Annotated in this window: 16 protein-coding genes; all 16 read left to right on the top strand. The window is 71.5% G+C overall.

From position 1 onward, the window contains the following. Positions 1-3 precede the first annotated feature (3 nt). The 16 genes from ABGB16_RS27495 (at position 4) to ABGB16_RS27420 (ending at position 18,960) form a co-directional block, all read left to right on the top strand. Positions 4-924, top strand: coding sequence for a hypothetical protein (locus ABGB16_RS27495; RefSeq protein ID WP_347670990.1), 921 nt, complete (start codon positions 4-6; stop codon positions 922-924). Beyond that, positions 921-1,892, top strand: coding sequence for a PrgI family protein (locus tag ABGB16_RS27490; protein ID WP_347670989.1), 972 nt, complete (start codon positions 921-923; stop codon positions 1,890-1,892). Before ABGB16_RS27495 ends, ABGB16_RS27490 begins: the two co-directional genes overlap by 4 nt. Beyond that, on the top strand, positions 1,889-3,679 hold the full coding sequence (locus ABGB16_RS27485; protein WP_347670988.1) for a DUF87 domain-containing protein: 1,791 nt from the start codon (positions 1,889-1,891) through the stop codon (positions 3,677-3,679). Before ABGB16_RS27490 ends, ABGB16_RS27485 begins: the two co-directional genes overlap by 4 nt. 101 nt (positions 3,680-3,780) lie before the next feature. Continuing rightward, positions 3,781-6,192, top strand: a complete 2,412-nt coding sequence (locus tag ABGB16_RS27480) for a DUF87 domain-containing protein (protein WP_347670987.1) — start codon at positions 3,781-3,783, stop codon at positions 6,190-6,192. A gap of 271 nt (positions 6,193-6,463) precedes the next feature. Beyond that, positions 6,464-7,423 carry a replication-relaxation family protein gene (locus tag ABGB16_RS27475; protein ID WP_347670986.1) on the top strand — a complete coding sequence of 320 codons (960 nt, stop codon included), beginning with the start codon at positions 6,464-6,466 and terminating at the stop codon, positions 7,421-7,423. Positions 7,424-7,921: 498 nt separating this feature from the next. Beyond that, positions 7,922-8,662, top strand: coding sequence for a hypothetical protein (locus ABGB16_RS27470; protein ID WP_347670985.1), 741 nt, complete (start codon positions 7,922-7,924; stop codon positions 8,660-8,662). Positions 8,663-8,784: 122 nt separating this feature from the next. After that, complete coding sequence (locus tag ABGB16_RS27465; protein WP_347670984.1) at positions 8,785-9,165, top strand: hypothetical protein; 381 nt, start codon at positions 8,785-8,787, stop codon at positions 9,163-9,165. A gap of 647 nt (positions 9,166-9,812) precedes the next feature. Next, positions 9,813-10,730 carry a hypothetical protein gene (locus ABGB16_RS27460; RefSeq protein WP_347670983.1) on the top strand — a complete coding sequence of 306 codons (918 nt, stop codon included), beginning with the start codon at positions 9,813-9,815 and terminating at the stop codon, positions 10,728-10,730. 122 nt (positions 10,731-10,852) lie between these two features. Beyond that, positions 10,853-11,680 (top strand): MarR family transcriptional regulator, encoded by an 828-nt coding sequence (locus ABGB16_RS27455; protein ID WP_347670982.1) that lies wholly within the window; start codon positions 10,853-10,855, stop codon positions 11,678-11,680. A gap of 95 nt (positions 11,681-11,775) precedes the next feature. Then, complete coding sequence (locus ABGB16_RS27450) at positions 11,776-12,411, top strand: GGDEF domain-containing protein (RefSeq protein WP_347670981.1); 636 nt, start codon at positions 11,776-11,778, stop codon at positions 12,409-12,411. Between the two features lie 94 nt (positions 12,412-12,505). Next, entirely contained in the window at positions 12,506-13,351 is an 846-nt protein-coding gene (locus ABGB16_RS27445; protein WP_347670980.1) for a hypothetical protein, read from the top strand. Between the two features lie 49 nt (positions 13,352-13,400). Next, positions 13,401-13,895, top strand: a complete 495-nt coding sequence (locus ABGB16_RS27440) for a hypothetical protein (protein ID WP_347670979.1) — start codon at positions 13,401-13,403, stop codon at positions 13,893-13,895. Further along, complete coding sequence (locus ABGB16_RS27435; protein WP_347670978.1) at positions 13,892-15,031, top strand: C40 family peptidase; 1,140 nt, start codon at positions 13,892-13,894, stop codon at positions 15,029-15,031. The genes ABGB16_RS27440 and ABGB16_RS27435 overlap by 4 nt, the downstream gene beginning before the upstream one ends. 238 nt (positions 15,032-15,269) lie before the next feature. Further along, positions 15,270-15,665 (top strand): hypothetical protein, encoded by a 396-nt coding sequence (locus ABGB16_RS27430; protein WP_347670977.1) that lies wholly within the window; start codon positions 15,270-15,272, stop codon positions 15,663-15,665. Positions 15,666-15,723: 58 nt separating this feature from the next. Further along, the gene (locus ABGB16_RS27425) at positions 15,724-16,860 is read left to right on the top strand and encodes a DUF4314 domain-containing protein (RefSeq protein WP_347670976.1); all 1,137 of its coding nucleotides are present in this window, start codon (positions 15,724-15,726) and stop codon (positions 16,858-16,860) included. A 45-nt stretch (positions 16,861-16,905) separates the two neighbouring features. Beyond that, positions 16,906-18,960 carry a tetratricopeptide repeat protein gene (locus tag ABGB16_RS27420; RefSeq protein WP_347670975.1) on the top strand — a complete coding sequence of 685 codons (2,055 nt, stop codon included), beginning with the start codon at positions 16,906-16,908 and terminating at the stop codon, positions 18,958-18,960. The last annotated feature ends 122 nt before the right edge of the window (positions 18,961-19,082 follow it).

Here is a 19,082-nt window from a genome sequence, read left to right as displayed (position 1 = left end):
CTCATGGGTTGGCTGCTCGACCAGATCCTGGACTGGCTGGCGACGGCGATCCTGGCGACCCTGGACGCGCTGTTCGGGGTGATCAGCAGCGCCCTGCTGATCACCCCGAACGTCACAAGCCTGCCGCAGGTGCAGGCCCTGACCGGCCGTTCGGTGCTCGTCGTGGACACCGTCTTCGTCCTCGCCTTCATCGCCGCCGGCGCGCTCACCATGACCGCCGGCGGCAACGAGAACTCCCGCTACACGATCAAGGACCTCCTCCCAAGGCTGATCGTCGGGTTCGCCGCCGCCCACTTCTCGCAGCTGTGGTGCGGCATGCTCATCGACCTGGCCAACGCCCTCACCGGCGCGCTCACCACCCCGGAAGGGGACAGCGACGGGGCACTACGGGCGATCAAAACCCATGTCACGGCTGGGCAGGGCAAGGTCGCGGCGCTGCTGTTCGTGGTCTGCGTGGCGATCATCGCCGTCCTGCTCGCCAGCACGGCAGTCAGCGCGATCGTCCGCTTCGCCGTCGTGCTCGTCCTGACCGCCGCCGCGCCCCTCGCTCTGGCGTGCCACGCGCTGCCGCAGACCGACCCGCTCGCCCGAATGTGGTGGAAGTCGTACAGCGGCGCCCTCGCGGTGCCGGTGGTGCAGGGCTTCACCCTCTACGCCGGGCAGTGGATGCTCACCGACCCGCAGCACCTGCTGCCGGCGCTGGGCCTGCCGGTCGAACCCGGCGAGGTGCTCAACCTGTTCGTCGTCATGGTCATGCTGTGGACGACGCTGCGGGTCCCTACCCTGATGCGCCGGTACGTCGCCTCCGCAGGTAGCGGCGGTGGGGTGAACATGCTCGGCGCGGCGGTGCGGGTGCTCGTGGTGCAGCAGGTCACCCGCTCGATTCCCGGCCTCGGCCGCGGGCTGCGGGCGGTGGGCCGATGAACGCCCAAACCGAGCGAGGCGAGGAAGGGCGCGCGCGGATGCCCGCCGACGTTGATGCCCCCGACAAGGTTCTCTACGGGCTGACGTTCCGCCAGCTCGCCATCCTCGCCGTCGCCGCCCTGGCCTTCTACGGCGCCTGGCGTGCCCTGCATCAGCTCGTGCCGATGCCGGTGCTCGTCGGCGCAGGCGTGCTGTTCGGCGGTTGCGTCTTCGGGGTGGCCGTGGGCCGCCGCGACGGCCTGCCGCTGGATGCGTGGCTGCTCGCCGCGGTCCGCCACTCGCGGGCTCCTCGCGCGCTGTCCACGACCGACACGACCTCACGGCTACCGGACTGGGTGCAGGCGCCGACGTCGAAGGTGATGCTGCCAGCGCCCCTGAAACTGCCCGCCGACGCTATCGACGACGGCGGGGAGATCCGCCTGCACGGCGGGCGGGCGGCGATGGTCGCCGCATCGAACGTCAACCTCGCGCTGCGCACCGCGGATGAGCAGGCCGCCCTGATCGACGCGTTCGGCCGCTGGCTCAACAGCCTGTCCACACCAACCCAGATCGTGGTGTCGGCGCAGCCAGTGGACCTACACTCCGCCGCCCGCACCCTGTCCCGGGTGGTGGACGATCTGCCGCACCCCGCGCTGGCAGACGCGGCAGCCGACCACGCCCGTTTTCTCGACGACCTCGCCAAGCGCAGGGATCCGCTGCGCCGGCAGGTCCTCATCGTCACCCGCACCAGCCCAGGCGAGCGCGGTGAACACGCGGCCCGGCGGCGCGCCGAGAACACCGTCCGCGCCCTGTCCGGCCTCGGCGTCACCACCCGAACCCTGGACGGGGCGGCGGTGACCGCCGCGATCGCCGCCGCCGCCGACCCCTACCGGCCGCCCCGCCCCGGCGGCCTCGCCACCCCCGACGCCGTCATCACCTCACCGGCGCCCCGCCAGCCTCACCGCCCCGGAAGGAGCCGACAGTCATGAAGCTGCGCCCCCGTACCCCGCCCGCCGATCACGACCGGCAGCGGCAACGGTTGGCGGCTGCCGTCGCCCCCGCCACCGTGGAGGTCACTCCCCGGTTCCTGCGGATCGGCGACGGCTATGCCGCCACCCTCGTGGTGACCGGCTACCCGGCCGAGGTCGGCCCTGCCTGGCTCGAACCGCTCCTGGCCTGGCCGGGCCGCCTCGACCTCGCCCTGCACATCGACCCGCTGCCGGCCCCGGTCGCCGCGGCGCGGCTGCGTGACCAGCGCGCCCGGTTCGAGTCCTCTCGGAGGGCCGACGCCGAGCGCGGCAAGCTCACCGACCCGGTCGTGGAGGCGGCGGCCGAGGACGCTGCGGACCTGGCCAACCGGCTCGCCCGTGGCGCGGCGAAGCTGTTCCGCGTCGGTCTCTACCTGACCGTGCACGCCCGCACCGAAGACGAACTGCTGGAGGCGTGCGCGCAGGTGAAGGCCGCCGCCGCGTCGACGCTGATCGAGGTGCAGCCGGCGACGTGGCGGCACCTCGCGGGTTGGAGCACCACCTTGCCCCTGGCGACCGACAGCCTGCGGATGCGCCGCACCATGGACACCGCCGCCCTCGCCGCCGCGTTCCCCCTCGCCTCAGCTGATCTGCCCGCGCCGCTGCCCGGCGAGTCGCCGCCCGAGGGCGGGGTGCTCTACGGGGTGAACCCGGACTCGCAGGGCATCGTGTGGTGGGACCGCTGGTCGCAGGAGAACCACAACTCTGTCGTCCTGGCCCGCTCGGGCGCCGGCAAGTCGTACTTTGTCAAGCTGGAAATTCTGCGCAGCCTCTACCAGCGGGTGCAGGTCGCCGTCATCGACCCCGAAGACGAGTACCTCAGGCTGGCCGACGCGGTCGGTGGCAGCGTCGTGCGCCTCGGCGTGGCCGGGGTGAAGATCAATCCCCTCGACCTGCCTACCGGGGACACGCGACCCGACGTGCTCACCCGCCGCGGGCTGTTCCTGCACACCCTCATCGCGGTCATGCTGGGCCAGCAGCCGCCACCGGCCGAACGCGCGGCCCTGGACCGGGCGATCCTCGCCGTCTACCGGCAAGCGGGCATCACTCCGGACCCGGCCACCCATCACCGGCCCGCGCCGCTGCTGCGTGACCTCGCCGCCTGCCTGAACGGCGATACCGATCCGGCTGCAAGGCAGCTCGCCGCCCGCCTCGCCCCGTGGATCGACGGGTCGTTCTCGCACCTGTTCGACGGGCCGACCACTACCCGCCCCGATGGGCACCTGGTGGTGTGGAGTCTGCGGCACCTGCCCGACGAGCTGCGCGGCGTCGGCACCCTCCTGGCCCTGGATGCGATCTGGCGGCGGGTCGACGCCCCTGATCGTTCGGCGGCGCGGCGGCTTGTCGTCGTGGATGAGGCGTGGCTGCTGATGCGCGACGGCGAGGGCGCCCGGTTCCTGTTCCGCATGTCCAAGGCCGCCCGCAAACGCCACGCGGGCCTGGCCGTGATCACCCAGGACGTCGCCGACGTTCTCGGCACCGACCTCGGCCAAGCCGTTGTCGCGAACGCCGCCACCCAGGTGCTGCTCAAGCAGGCGCCGCAGGCCATCGACGCCATCGGCGACGCGTTCGGCCTTACCGCGGGAGAGCGGCGGCTGCTGCTCGCCGCCCGCGTCGGCACCGGCCTGCTGATCTCCGGCACCAACCGGACCAGTTTCGAGGCCGTCGCCTCCGATGCCGAACACCAACTGTGCACCACCCGCCCCAGCGACCTGGTTGGCCTCGAGGACGACGAGGAGGACTCGTGACACCACTCCTCACCAGAATCCTATGGTCACCCACGGCCGCGCCTAGCCCGCCTGGGCCGGGTACCGATGTCCCCACGCCAGCGACCGGACCCGCGCGGTGGGTGCTCGACGCCGCCGCCTGGGCGGCGCAGCGGCCCTGGCTGCTCGCCGTCGCCGCGACGGCCCTGGCCGCCTACGTCGCCGGGCGGAACCTCCTCGCGTTGTGGCGGCACCGCCGCCACGCCGACGGCGCCCGTCTGGTCACGATCGCCCCGCCACCAGAGGTCGATGCCCACAGCGCCGCGGCGTTGTGGGCGAATCTCGCCGGCACCCTCACCCCGTCACGCCGTCGCCGGTGGCTCTACGGCAGCCCGCACGTCGCCTGGCAGTACACGTGGACCGGTCGTCGGCTGCTCATCTCCGTGTGGGTGCCCGGCACCGTCCCACCCGGCGCCGTTGAGGCCGCCGTCCGGGCGGCGTGGCCTGGGGCCGCCTGCACCACCGATGACACCCCCACCCCACCCATACCGCTGGACCTGCCAGCGGCGGTGGGCGGGCATCTGCTGCCAATCGCAGCCGAATGGCTACCCTTCGCGACCGACCACGACAATGATCCGCTGCGCGCCCTGATGTCCGCCGGCTCGAACCTGCGGGCCGACGAGCACGCCTGCGTGCAGGTCCTCGCCCGGCCCGCCGCACCCCGTCGCGCGCTGCGCGCCCGACGCGCCGCCACCAGGTTGCGCGACGGCAAGACCGCTCTGCCCGCGATCAACCCCGCCGCGCCGCTGCTGTGGCTCATCGAGGCGTTCCTACCCGGCCGCCCGGCCACCGCTCGGCCCGCATCAGTGGGCCGCCGCGACCCCGGGGTGGAGCGCGATGTGCGGGCCATCCTCGACAAGACCTCCCACCCGCTGTGGGAGACCGCCGTCCGGTATGCGGTCGGCAAGGACAGCCGGCGCGCCAGCGCCGACCAGCGCCCGCGGCTGCGGGGCATCGCCGACACGATCGCCTCCGCGTACGCCGTCTACTCCGGGCGCAACCGCCTCACCCATCGCGCCCGCATGCCAAACGCTGCGGCGGTGCTCGCCCGCCGGCGCCTCGGCGCCGGGTTCCTCACCTCCACCCCAGAGCTGGCCGCGCTCGCCGCGCTGCCCCGCGACCTGGCCGTCCCGGGCCTGGACCGGGCGCGGGCGAAGTCCATGCCCACCCCGGTCGCCGTCCCGACCGGTGGGCGCGGCACGAAGATGATCGGCGACGCGCAGGTCGGCGGCCACGGCGTCGCCCTGTCCGTCCCCGACGCCCGCTACCACCTGCACGTCGTCGGGTCCACCGGCAGCGGGAAGACGACGCTGCTGGTCAACATGGCCGTCGACGACATCAAGGCCGGCCGCGGCACCGTCGTCATCGACCCGCACGGCGACCTGGTCCTGGACATCCTCGACCGGCTCCCCGCGAGCGCCGCCGACCGGGTGGTGTTGTTCGACCCGGACCAGCCCAACCCGCCGACGATCAACCCACTGTCCGGTGACGACCCAGACCTCGTGGTGGACAACCTGGTGTCGATCTTCGGGAACATCTTCGCCAAGGCATGGGGCCCCCGCATGGACGACGTCATGCGCGTCGCCTGCCTCACCCTGCTGCGGCACGCCAACGTCACCCTGCAGCACATCCCGCCGCTGCTCAACTCGGCGCAGTTCCGCTCAGCGATGACCGTGGACCTGGACGACCCAGCCGGATTGAGTGGCTTCTGGCAGTGGTACGACGAGCTGAACCCCGCCCTGCGCTCCCAGGTCATCGGCCCCGTCCTGGCACGGCTGAGGGCATTCCTGCTGCGCGACTTCGTCAAGCGCACCATGCGCTACCCACGCTCAAGTTTCAACATGGGCGAAATCTTGGATGGCGGGGCGCTGCTCGTGCGTATCCCGAAGGGCCAACTGGGGGAAGACACCAGCAAACTACTGGGCTCCCTAATGCTGGCGCAGGTGTGGCAGGCCGCCACCGCCCGCGCCCGCATCGCCCCCGACCAGCGCCGCGACGCCACACTGATCATCGACGAGGCGCAGAATTTCCTCACCCTGGCCAACAGCCTGGACACAATGCTCGCCGAGGCCCGCAAATACCGGCTGTCGATGGTCCTCGCCCACCAGGACCTCGCCCAGTTCCCGAAGGACCTCCTCGCCGCTGTCTCCGCCAACGCCCGCAACAAGATCTACTTCTCGTGCGCGCCGGAAGACGCCCGCGTCCTCGCTAGGCACACCCTGCCGGAGCTCGACGAGCACGACCTGACCCACCTCGACGCCTACACCGCCGCGACACGGCTGGTCGTCGACGGCCGGCAGACACCAGCGTTCACCCTGAAGACGCGCCCGCCCCAACCGATCGTGGGTGAGGCCACCGTGATCCGCGAGACGGCCGCGCGAACCGTGGACCCGCAGAACAGCACCGCCATCGACGCTCTGGTCGACCGAATGTCGAAGCCGGGAGGCGACGCCTCCGGCAACAGCAGCGCCAGAGGCACCAAGAGCAGACGCTGACGCGCCAGCGCCACGGCGACCACGGCGGCCACGGCAAGAAATCCCCCGTCGGCGTCTGTCACCGCCACCAAACCAGGGCTGCACAGCCCCTTCGGCGGGTCCTTCGCTGCCCGTTCACCATCGCTGCGCTCACCGCCGCCGGCAGATCCACCCGAACGCGTCTGTCAGCGCCGCACACCAGCCCTGACCGCGCGTCACCTCAGCCAGCACCGATTCCAGACACCCCTCCGACGGAGGGGTGTCTCCGTCTTCCCCTGAAGGGATCCCACTCATGTCCACCGAATCCTCCGACCCGCGCTTCTCCGGCTTCTCCGAACCGAATCCGACAAGGGCGTCCGACTCGTCCCCGCCCCGCTCGTCGTCGTCTCGGGGGCCGTCACGCCAACAGCGCCTGGAACACCTGCGGCGGCTGACACTGCGCGACCGCACGCTGCTCGGCTGGCTGGCCGAGCACTACCTGCTGTCCACCGACCAGATCACCACGGCGCTGTTCCCGTCCCGGCGGGCAGCCCTGCTGCGGCTGGCCACCCTGCGCTCCATCGAGGCGGTCACCCGCTTTGTGGATGTCACCACCGGCACCCAGCAGTACCTCTACGCCCTCGGACCGCTCGGCGCCGTGCTGCACCCCACCGCCTACACCGACCCCGACCGGCCCACCGCCCGCCCACCCCGCTCCAGCATCGAGCGCACCGAACGCATCGTCGGCAGCAGCAAGCTGCGCCACCTGCTCGGCGTCAACCAACTCTTCGTCGACCTGCACGCCTACACCCGCACCGACCGCAACGCCCGCCTGCGGCGGTGGTGGTCCGAGCAGCACGCCACCGCCGCCTACGCCGCCGCCGACATCCGCCCCGACGCCCACGGCGTCTGGTCCGTCGGCGACCGCACCGTCGGGTTCTTCCTCGAACACGACAACAACACCGAGAACCTGGGCAGGGTGCTGCGCAAGCTGCGCGCCTACGAACGCCTCGCCGAGTTCGGCCCCCGTTATCCGGTGCTGCTGCGCGTGCACGGCCGCCGCCGCGAGACCAACCTCCTGCGTGCCCTGGCCGGCGTGCCCACCGGCATGCCGGTCGCCACCGGCATCCACGACGAGCACCCCGCCGGCCCGGCCTGGACACTGACCACCGACCCGGGGCTGCGCCGGTGGCTGCACGAGCTGCCCAGCGACCACGGCCCCGACAACCCCGCCACCAACCCGCACCGCTTCACCCACCCCGACAACGGCTAACCCCAATGCCGCAGCAAATCGGCTGCACAGCCTTACAGGGCAGGTCACCGCCGGGTACGAGAGGTCCCGGCGGCGGCCCGCCGAGCAGAGGCCTGTCAACGAACCGACTGCCTGTCAGATCCGGCCGGTCTGACAGAGCGCACGCCTCATCCACCGCCGTCACCGCCCTGACCGCCTAACAACACAGGTCAGCGCCTTGTCGGCGGTCACGCGAGGCGGAAACCGCTGACAGACCGCACCTTTACCGTTTCGGCAACACCACATCCCACATATCGCTCCACCCCGGTTCGGTCCCCCTGAAGGGACCCCTCGCCGCACCAACCCGGTGCGTCACGCCCACCCGCTTCGGCCGGTCGGCACGCGCCCCGCGCGGCAACCCTGACGGTGGCACCGACCACCCGCACCACACCTTCCCCTTTCCGCTCTGACCGACCCATGCACGCGGTGGGCCGGTCAGTCCTGCGCGCCCAACGCGCACCACCCCGAAGGAGGACCAACATGTCCAAGAACCCGCCCGCCGCGGCCAAGAGCACCCCGACCGCGGTGGTCACCCCCGAGGCAGTCGTTCGCACCATGATCGTCTGCGTTCCCGACGAGCTGTCCCAGGTACTCGACAGCACCCGGCAACTCGAACGCCACCTTGGCGTGTCGGGCACCAGCTGCCCCCGGTACTGGGCCACCCCGGCCCTGCGCCCCTGGCAGCGTGGCCAGCTCATCGACCTGCGCAAGGCCAAGACCGGACCCCGGTACTGCGCGGGCGGGCCCATCCGCCTGCTCGACCTGGCCGGCATGCGCCACGGCGCCTACGTCGGAGCCAGCGTGCGTCACGCGCACTGGACCCACGTCGTCGCGGGCACCAAGCCCGCCACCCCGTGGCCGACCTTCCTACAGAAGCACCTGTCCGACCCGTCGGGATACCCGATGGACGCCGCGACCGCCGAGTTCAACCGGCAGCCGCGAGTCCAGGCCATGCGCATGCACAATGCCGCAACGCCCGAGCCGGCCCAACTCAACCTCGGCGACCTGGAGATATTCCAGGCCGGCCCCAGCGCGTACGCCAACTACCACGCCCTCTGGGCGCTGTGCACCGACGCCTTCCTCACCGAGGCCGGCGACCGGATGCAACCGGTCAGCGCGTTCTTCGCCGACCGGATCACCTACCTGGAGCAGGCGGCCCGCTATCTGGACTCGCTCGACGAGGACCAGTGGCTGTTCGCCATCGACCTGCAGCACCGGTGACCGCAGGCCGGTCGGGCCCGCCAACGGCATCCCCCGCACCCGAAGGGAGCCGCCGCGGCCCGACCGGTCCCACCACCGCAGGACCAGCTCACGACAACCCAAATGATGATCGGAGGACACCGATGGCAATGATCGTCAACCTGACGCCGCACCCTGTCCGGATCTGGCCGGAAGACACCCCGGACCGCATCGACCCGGACAGCGTCACGCCCCTGCGCGTGATCCCACCATCCACGCAGCAACCAGCGCGGTTGGGGGAACGCGTGGTCGGACCCGACGACCTCGATCTCGGCGTCCCCGTCGAGCGAGTCGCCTTCGGAGCGGCGCAGCACAGCACCCCGTCGCTACCGCCGCCGGTCGAGGGCACCTACTACCTGGTGTCCCTCGTCGTCGGCCTCGCCGCGTACGACCGCGACGACCTGCTGGTCTGCCACGCCACCGTCCGAAACCTGGACGGCAGCGTCATCGGCGCCCGCAAGCTCGCGCGTCCACACCGCCTCTGACACCAGCAACACCGAACCGGTCGGGCCAGCACACCACCCCCTCGCACCCAGAGGGACCCGTGTGCTGCCCGACCGGTTCCACCCCACCCATGTGCCGCCATCCCGCCTCGTGCGGGCCGGCCGTGGGTGTCCCGTCCCCACACGCGCTGAAACCCCTTACGGAAGGTGCACCATGCCCCGCTACTACTTCGACCTGCGGGCCGTCGCCGCCCAGGCTCGGCACGCCGTTCTCGCCGACCGGAACCTGCTCAACGGCCGCAGTGACGTCAGCGACATCCGGCCCGCCGAGCCGGTGCTGCTGCTCCACCGCCACCGCGGGCGGCCTTGGCTCGCCGGCAACGGATACCGCAGCGGCATCTACGACACGCTGCCCCTGTCGGTCATCGCGGACAACGAGCTGACCACCCCCGCTGTCCGACTGCCGCACATCGACGCCCCGCAAAGCCTGCCGCTGCTCGACACATGTCCGGTGGCCACCGCTGTCCTGCCGGACCCACGCGGGCCGCTGCATACCGCAGCCGGCGGGAAGACCCGCTGTCGCGGCGGGTGTCCCCAGGCAAGGGGCAGCCCGCATCCCGCCTGGCCTGAGACAGGCCGACCTGTTCCTCTTCCAGCGCTTTCCCCTTTGCAAGGAGGTCCGGTTCACCATGCCCATGCGACTGTGGTTCCGCGTCGAGGACGTGCTGCCCCTGGCAGAACACGCCCTCGCCTGCCCCACCCACCGCCTCACCCGCGCCCAGATCGCCGCCGGCGAGGTCAACGGGCCCGCGTTGACGCTGACCCGCACCGGCACCCGCGGCGTGCTGCGATCCAACGGCGTGCCCGCCTGGCACACCCCGCAGGGCGACGAGCAGGTCGCCTTCAGCGCCTCGTGGCTCCCCGCCACCGGTTCGCACGACGAACCGACGGAGCACTTGTACCTGCCGCTCGGGCCGGCTGGCCCCAGCGGGCGGCGGCTGATCGACGTCCTGCGCGCCGGAGGCGACCTTGACCGGAACTGGCTCGCGATCGACACCGACATCTGGCCCGGCCCCACGCTCGACGCCACCCACGTGCAACTCCTCGACCACCGCGCGGAGATCACCCCGCCCGGCGTGCGCTGGCGGCCCCGCATGGTCACCTCACCGCAGGCCAATCACGGGATCTACCCCGCGCTGGTGGCAGACGGCTACACCACCGACTGCGACGGCCTGATCTGCCGTTTCGACCAGCGCACCGCCCGGCTTATCGCCGCGGACCTCACCGGACCGTGGCGGCTGGGCACCATGCCCGGGGAGTATCCGCTGCTGCGCTTCGACGGCGCCACCGCCGTCCTGCTCGAGGAACACGACACCGGCCGCGAGACTCGTCTCGACGTCGACGACCGCTGCTATCCCGACCGGGACGGCTACTACAGCATCGGCGCCTACCGCTGGTTCTGGCAGCCAGCAGACACCACCTCGATGCTGGTACGCGCCTGGATGCGCCTACACCTGGCCTCCCTGGTCGCGCGCTCTCGCGAGATCACCGCCACCAGCCGGCAACCCCAGCGGGCGCCTGCCGCATCCGAGGAACCCCGGTTCTAGCCCGACGCCGACCGGGCCTGCCCTGCCGGATCTCGGGTTGTCCCGAGATCCGGTCCTCGCACTTGATCACCGCCGCGTTCGAAGCGTGGATCAGTGCTGACCTCACACGAAAGGAATCACCCATGACCGACGCACCAGAGTCCGTACCGGCCCACGCCATGTTCAAGGTCCTCGCCGCCCTCGGGGCACTCGGTGAAGCCACCGCCGCCGCCGTGGCCGACAAGGCCGGGCTCGGCTACTCCACGGCCACGGCGAAGCTGCGTGCCTGGGAACAGACCGGGCAGGCCGAACGCCTCCGCACCGACGACAACCGCGCCGTGTGGCGGCTGACCGACACCGGCCGCGCCACCGTTGGCGCCGACCAGGCCACGCCGACGGCTCACGACACCAACACCGACGTGCTGCCTGAGGAACCGGCACAGGTCACCTCCGGTACCTCGGACGATGACCCTGCCGAGGCCGCCGCCACTACGGAGCCACCTGAGGGACGCCCCGCGCAGGAGCCCGAGAGTCCCGCCCACGGCGAACCCTCGACCTCTGGCAGCGGCACTGCCACCCCGCCGGAGGCATCCCCGTCGCTCGACGGCGACGACGAACGCACGCCCTCGACCGACGGAACGATTCAGCGCCCTGCCGCCGCATCCGGCGACAGCGGCCCCGGCGCTGACGCCGACCCCGGCACCGAGACCACCTCGACCGGACGTAGCCGCCGGGCGAAGGGCTCCCTGCGGGGCGCGGTGCTGGACATCCTCGAAGCCCACCCCGACCGGGCCTACAGGACCAGCGAGCTGTGCAAGCTCATCGACGCCGCGAACGCCGGCACCGACGCGAAGAAGGCCAGCGCGGGCGCGGTCAACAACGCGCTGATCAAGCTCGTCGCCGACGGCAAGGCCGTGCAGACCGTCGAGCGCCCGGCCACCTTCCAGCTCGCCCCCACCACCGGCCGATAGCCGCCAACACCCTGTCAGGCAGCCCGAGGGCGGGCGTCGAAGTTGGCGCCTCACGCCCGCCCCCGGTGCTCCTTCTACCCCAAGGAGCGTTCCCAGTGTCTTCCATCCTGCACACGATCGCCATCGCCGTCGGCGGGATCCTCGCCGGTCTCGCCCTCGCCGGAGCCCAGCTCTGGCGGCAGCGGCAAGCCCTCGACGCGGCCCGCTACGAGGCCACCCACGACGAGATCACCGGCCTGCCCAACCGGCGGCTGTTCGTCACCCGCCTGCGCGCCGTCCTCGCCGACAACGCGCCGGTCGGGGTGGTGCTGTTGGACCTCAACCGGTTCAAGACCATCAACGACACCCTCGGCCACGAGGTCGGCAACGACCTGCTCCACCAGGTCGGCCGGCGCCTGGCCAGCCTTCCCGCCCCGGTGTGGGTCACGGCCCGGCTTTCCGGCGACGAGTTCGCCCTGCTCGTGGCCGGCGACCGAGACGACACCGCCGCCGCGGCGCACGCCGCCTGGGAGGTGATCGCCGCCGCCCCGATGCGCGTCGTCAACGGTGATCTGCAGGTGACGGCTTCGGTCGGCTACACCCACGCCCATCACGACCACGTCAGCACCCGGCACCTGCTCACCCAGGCCGACTCCGCCATGTACGAGGCGAAACGCGCCAGCGGCGGCGTACGCGAGTACCTGACCCACCGCACGCCCACCGCACGCAGCCGCGACCGTCACGACCACTGACGCCCGCCACTGCGCACCACGCACGTCACAGACCCCGCAGCCGCCTCGGCTGCGGGGTCTTTCGCCTTTCTCGCCCCTGACAAGGGAGACCACGGTGTTGTCCTTCAACGCTGTCCGCACCCTCACCGAATGCCTCATCGCGGCGGACGCTGACGCCGACCAGATGGGATGGGGTCAGCCCCCGACTCTGCTGCTTGTCCACGACTGGCTCCTGGCCCCGGTCACCCCGAGGCGACGGCGCAAGATGCGCAGCCTGGAGTTCCCGCTACACCGCGACGACATGCTCGCCGACCCCGCCGGGCTGCCCGCGCTGCTGCACCGCCTCGCCGCCGGCCTGACCAGCCCCACGGCACCCACGCCCTACCAGACCACCCTCGACACGATCATCCGCCGGATCCGCGCAACCGCGCCGGACGCACGCCTCGTGGCCTGGGCCGCCTGCTACGACGACATCCACACCCGCGACGGCCAGCCACGACAGGTCCGCCGGGTCGACGCCGTCGACACCGACGGGCGTGTCTACCAGCTCACCCACCCGCGCGGCGAGGACCAACCGGTCGTGCGCGTCGCAGGCACCCCCGATCCGCACGACATCCCCGCCACCTATCCCGGCCTGGTCGCGCTGCTGGCGGCCACCACCCGCTACACCCAGACCAGAACCGGCCGGGGCACGCCACCACCGCACCAACCCCGGCGCCAAGCCGACCCGGACGAGCCGATCTTCAGCGTGTGGGGACCCGACGGCGGGTCCATCCGCTGCCGGGTCTGCGGCGCCATCGACAAGGTCGTCTTCACCGAGGTGCCGTCCATGGCCGGCTACGGCGAGGACACCCACGCCCGGTGCACCCGCTGCGGGTCGGTCGAGACCACCGACCCGATCTTCGGCTGGCGCGCCACCCCCGCCACCTGGCCGCCCGCACCCGAGCGCGACCAGCCGTGACGCCGGCCCGCTGCCCGATCTCGCCGTCTCGCTGAAGGAGCCTGTTCCATTGAGCACCCACTGCTACATCGGCACCACCAGCCCTGACAACCCGCACCTCGTGCACGCCCGGTTCGTGCTCTTCGACGGCCACCCGGCCGTTGTGCTGCCAGCCCTGGCCGCGATCTGGGCCGGCCACACCGACCACGACACCACCGCGTTGATCACCGCGATCCTCGCCCACGACTGGGAGTACCTCGACCCGCACATCACCGCCACCACGCGCAGTCCGTTTCCCCGGCAGCGCCCGGTACCGGGCGTCGGGATGACCTCCTCCGAGGTGGACCCGCCGGAGCCGGTCACGGTGTTCCCGCTGTGCCACGCCGGGCACCTCGACGCCGAATGGATCTACCTCATCGAGGCCGACACCAGCACCATCGCCGTGCACACCGGCGACGGGACCCGCGTCGCCACCCACCACCTGGCCAACTGCCTGCACCACGGCGGCGCCGACCGGGGCGTACGGCCGGGCGGCGCGCGGCCAGCGGCGGGAGCACGGCGGTGAGCGCCCGCGCCCTCGCCGCGATCGCAGTCGGGGTGATCGCCGTGCTGGTGCTGTGCGCGGGCGGGATCGGCGCGCTGTTCACCGGCGGTGGCACCGCGTCGGCCGCCTGCTACAGCGCGGTCGGACCGGACGGGCAGCCGCTGCTGCCCACCATCATCGTGTCCCCACCCGCTCCCGACGGTGGTGGTGGCGTGTGGGACAGCGAACAGACGGCCAACGCCGCGGTCATCGTCACCGTCGGCGCGCAGCTGAAGGTCCCACCGCGGGGCTGGGTCATCGCCCTGGCCACCGCCATGCAGGAATCCACCCTGCGCAACCTGCCCGGCGGGGACCGCGACTCGATCGGGCTGTTCCAGCAACGCCCGTCGCAGGGCTGGGGCACCCCCGCCCAACTGGCAGATCCCCGCTACGCGGCCGGGAAGTTCTATCACGGGCTGCTCGGCGTCGACGGTTGGCAGGCCATGGCGTTGACCGACGCCGCCCAGGCGGTGCAGCGCTCCGCCTACCCCGACGCGTACGCGAAATGGGAGGACGAGGCGATCGCTCTGGTCCGCGTCCTGACCGGCGGCACCCCCGCCAGTCCGGTCGCCGCCGATCTGGAACAGGCGATGAGCAACCCGATGTGCCTGTTCGACGGCGGCGACGGCCAACCCGGCGGCGAACAGGTGCCCCTACCCGCCGGATTCACCCTCCCGCCAGGCACCTCACCGCAGGTCGTGACCGCGATCGGCTGGGCCCTGGCCCAGCTCGGCACCCCCTACACCTTCGGCGGGGACTGCACCGCACCCCACTCCGGCATCCCCGCCCGCCAGTGCGACTGCTCATCCCTGCTCCAGCAGGCATACCGGGCGGCTGGCATACCCCTGCCCCGCACCACTAGTGAACAGATCCACGCTGGCGTTGCGGTCGCCGACTACCGGGACCTGCGGGCCGGGGACCTGCTGTTCATCCCCGGCAGCCGCGGCACGGTCGCCCGTCCCGGACACGTCGGCATGTACCTCAGCCAAGGGCTGATCGTGCAAGCCCCGCACAGCGGCGACGTCGTCAAAATCAGCCGCCTGTCGGCCTGGGCCAACCAGTTGGCGGCCGTGCGCCGGATCGTCACCGAGCCGCACCACGACAGGACCGTGTCGTGACCACGCGCGCAAGACGAGGTTGCCGCCCGGGTTGCGGGCGGTCCGTAGCTGCGGCGAAGGCTGTTCGGTTTCCGCGAAGAGGTGCTGCTTGAGGGGCTCGACTTACGCGAACACCCTGACCGCCTACTCCACCCGCCCGCGCCCAGAACGGCGCGGCTGGCCGCATCAGATCCACCTCGAGGCCTGACCTGCCGCTGGCCCACCGCCGACACCACTTCAACCCAGTTGGGAGCCGTTCGTGAACGACCTCATCGACATCCTGCGGTACCTCGCCCAGCTCGACGGCGCCGACGTCGACACCGACCAGATCGGCGTCACCGCCGCACACCACCCCGACGCGGTCTGCGCCTTCATCACCGCCGGCTGCGCGCTTGTCGCCGCCAACGCCCAAGAGGCGCTGCTGACCGAGGCCGCACGGACCCTCTTCACCGTGCACGACAGCACCGCCGACCTGGACGACCTCGTCTGCGCGGGACAGCGGATGCGCGCCATCGAGGACGCGCTCACCCGCGTACGCGAAGAACGCGACACGACGCACCGCCGGTTCCAGCAGGCGTGCGGGGTCCTCCGGCAGGACGGGGCGCTCGTCGAGGCCGGCTCGACGCCGGAGCCCCCGCAGGACGCCGCCCGCTGACAGACCCCGCTGCACGACACCCGCCACCCCGCGAGGCACTCCACGAAGGGACAAGACCATGACCAGCTCAGACAACGACACGAGACCGCCGCCGCCAGACGACCGCGGTCCGGATCCCCGCTCGGCTGCCGAAACCTTCCGAACGGGGGACCGGGTCGCACTCGAGCACACCAGTGACCCGCACACTCAGCTTCGGCCGGGTGACGAGGGCACGGTGCGCCGCTACGACCCGCGACTGCAGGTTCTCGAGGTGAACTGGGACAGCGGTTCCCGCCTGTCGATGCTTCGCGGCGCGGGCGACCGCGTCCGTCACCTGCCGGGGCCCGGCTGGGAGCGGGTACTCCACGCCCTTCGGACGGCTGGTGCGGCGGCCGGCCGGACTGCGGCCGAATGGTGGGCGCAGGACACGATCGGCGGACGGGCCGGCGGTGATGTGGCGGCGACCGGCCGGGAGGTCCTCACCGCGATCGAGGCCGCCACGGGGCAGAACATCGACGGGTTGCCGGCCGCCGACCGGTACGACCTCGCCGAGGATGCCGTCCGCTACGCCGAGCACGCCCCGCCCGACGCGCCCGAATGGGAGGACCTGACCGGGCAGCAGTGTGACCAGGCGCGGTGGGCGTGGTGCGACGGCTTCGACCACGGCGTCGAAGCCGAGGCGGCCCGGCAGTGCCGCATCGTTCTGCACCCCGACGGTGACGACCGGGATCTACGCCATGTGTACCCGGGCCGGGTACGTCTGGGCGGGCCGGGGGTGTTCGCGGGGGACTGGGCGTGGACGCCGAACAGCGCCGGTGACATGCGGGTTCCGGTGGGGTTCGTCGGCACGCTGGTGGACACGTGGAACGGGTGGGCGGTGTTCACCTGCAGCCGCGAGGTGGCTGAGGCGATCGTCGCCGACCAGGCCGACGCCCGCGACCGCTTCCGTCGTTCCCTGGCCGCCGACGGCACCGCCGAGGCGGACCTGGATCGCCTGGTGGACCAGTCGATGGGGCGGATGTGGTTCGACGGTGACGTTCTCGTCGCCGACGACACCCGCGTGCAGGGCGACCCGGACGCGATCGACCGCATGAGCCCGAACCCGGACGGCCTGTACATCGTGATGGGTTGGTCCTGGACCTGGCTGCCGGTGCACCCCTACGACTGCGACCGCATCGCCGGCCGCATCCCCGACCCACCCGCTCTCGGGGCCTGACCCCGGTCCGACACCCATCCCTACCCTCCGAGAGGAGTCAGGGCCATGCCCGACCTCAGTGATGACGAGTTCGGTGAGTACGCCCACGAGGAGATCCTGCAGGCCCTCGTGCGTTACCTGCTCACCAGCGGCGATCTGGACCAGCTCTGCGACGACGCCGACCTGCCCCACCTCGTCGACGACGACGGCGACCCGGTGACCATCACGTCCGCCCGCGTCTATCGGGACGCGCAGGTGATGACCCTCGACCGTGGTGTGTGGCTGGAGCTGTCCGACGGCAGCGTGTTCGGTCTGACCGTGATCATCGCCCGCCGTCCCCGCAACGACGTCACTCTCCGCCGCCGCATGGAGCTGGTCGGCCGGGTGCCGGGCCTGGGCGGGGCGCTGCCAGAGGTGGTCAACGGGTACGTGGACTGGTTGTACGGTCTGTACCCGGCGGCGGGGACGGGCGGCGGGCTGGGGACGTTGCAGCCGGACCTGCTTGCCGAGGACCTCGCGGTCGCGGTCCTGCGGGAAAGCACCCCGACCGAGCGCAGCAGGATCCTGCAGGGGTTGGCTCCCGGTCAGGCGGTGCAGGCGCTGACGGTCCTGAGCCGCGCGCGCACCCACCAGTCCGACGCTGCGGCGATGATCGACGTGGCGCTGACCGCGGATGTGCCGGTGATGACCGAGGCGGTGCTCCAGGTCGGCCTTCAGTTCCCCGGAATGCTCGCTCCCCGGGTCGCCGCCCTGCTCGTCACGGCTGAACTCGACCCTGACTGGGCTTGGCGGACAGCGCGTCGGGTGCCGTACCCGTCGATCGAGTTCGGCCAGATCGCGGTCGCGTTGACCACCCACGCCCTACGCGCCGGGGCAGCGCCGACCAAGCCAAACGACCGACCGTTGTCACTGGCCTGGCACGCTATTCGGTTGGCGGAGGTGGGGAGGCATGCCGAGGCGCTGGCCGCCAGCCAGGAATCCGTCAACCTCTACCGGGAGTTAGCCGCCAACCACGACGCCTATATACCCAACCTCGCCAGGTCGGTGAACAACCACGCACTTCGATTGGTGGAGGTGGGGAGGCATGCCGAGGCGCTGGCCACCAGCCAGGAAGCTGTCGACCTGCGCCGGGAGTTGGCCGCCACCAACCGCGACGCCTACCTACCCGACCTCGCCACGTCGGTGAACAACCACGCTGTTCGGTTGGCGGAGGTGGGGAGGCATGCCGAGGCGCTGGCCACCAGCCAGGAAGCCGTCAACCTCTACCGGGAGTTGGCCGCCGCCAACCGCGACGCCTACCTACCCGACCTCGCCACGTCGGTGAACAACCACGCTGTTCGGTTGGCGGAGGTGGGGAGGCATGCCGAGGCGCTGGAAACCATTCATGAAGCCGTCAACCTCTACCGGGAGTTGGCCGCCGCCAACCGCGACGCCTACCTACCCGACCTCGCCACGTCGGTGCACAACCACGCTCTTCGCATGTTGACGGTGGTGGGGAGGCATGCCGAGGCGCTGGCCACCAGCCAGGAAGCCGTCAACCTCTACCGGGAGTTGGCCGCCGCCAACCGCGACGCCTACCTACCCGACCTCGCTGCGTCGGTGAACAACCAAGCGGGCATGTTGGCAATGGTGGGGCGGCATGCCGAGGCGCTGGCCGCCAGCCAGGAAGCTGTCGACCTGCGCCGGGAGTTGGCCGCCGCCAACCGCGACGCTTACCTACCCGACCTCGCTACGTCAGTGAACAACCAGGCGGCCATGTTGGCGGAAACGGGGCGGCGGGACGAAGCGCTGGCCGCCAGCCAGGAAGCCGTCGATCTGCGCCGGGAGTTGGCCGCCGCCAACCGCGACGCATACCTACCCGACCTCGCCAGGTCCCTGGTGGGCGTCGGGTACGTAGCGCGCATTCTCGGAGAGACGTCGGAGCAGATCCTCGATGCTGTTAGTGAAGGGGTGCGGTACTTCGAGGAACTTGCAGCCACCGAACCGCAGGCGTTCACCGCACACCGCGACGCGGCGGCATCCACCTTGACCGACCTACAAAACAGCGCCGTCAATCAGCACCCCACACTGGCACCACCCAGGTCACCCCACGCCGATGAGGCAGCCCCTGACACTGCTTAGAGCCTGGTAAATAAGGGTTTCAGGTGTGTTGGTGACGGGCGAGGCGGCGAGCCATGACGATGACCATGGCCCACTGGACCATCGCGGCGTGGTGCTTGGGTAGCCGTTCGTAGTCACGGACG

Origin of the sequence: Micromonospora sp. B11E3 (assembly GCF_039871625.1) — a bacterium.
Classification (GTDB): Bacteria; Actinomycetota; Actinomycetes; order Mycobacteriales; family Micromonosporaceae; genus Micromonospora.
Note: the sequence above shows the minus strand (reverse complement) of the source record. Positions and strands in the feature narration are given on the sequence as shown.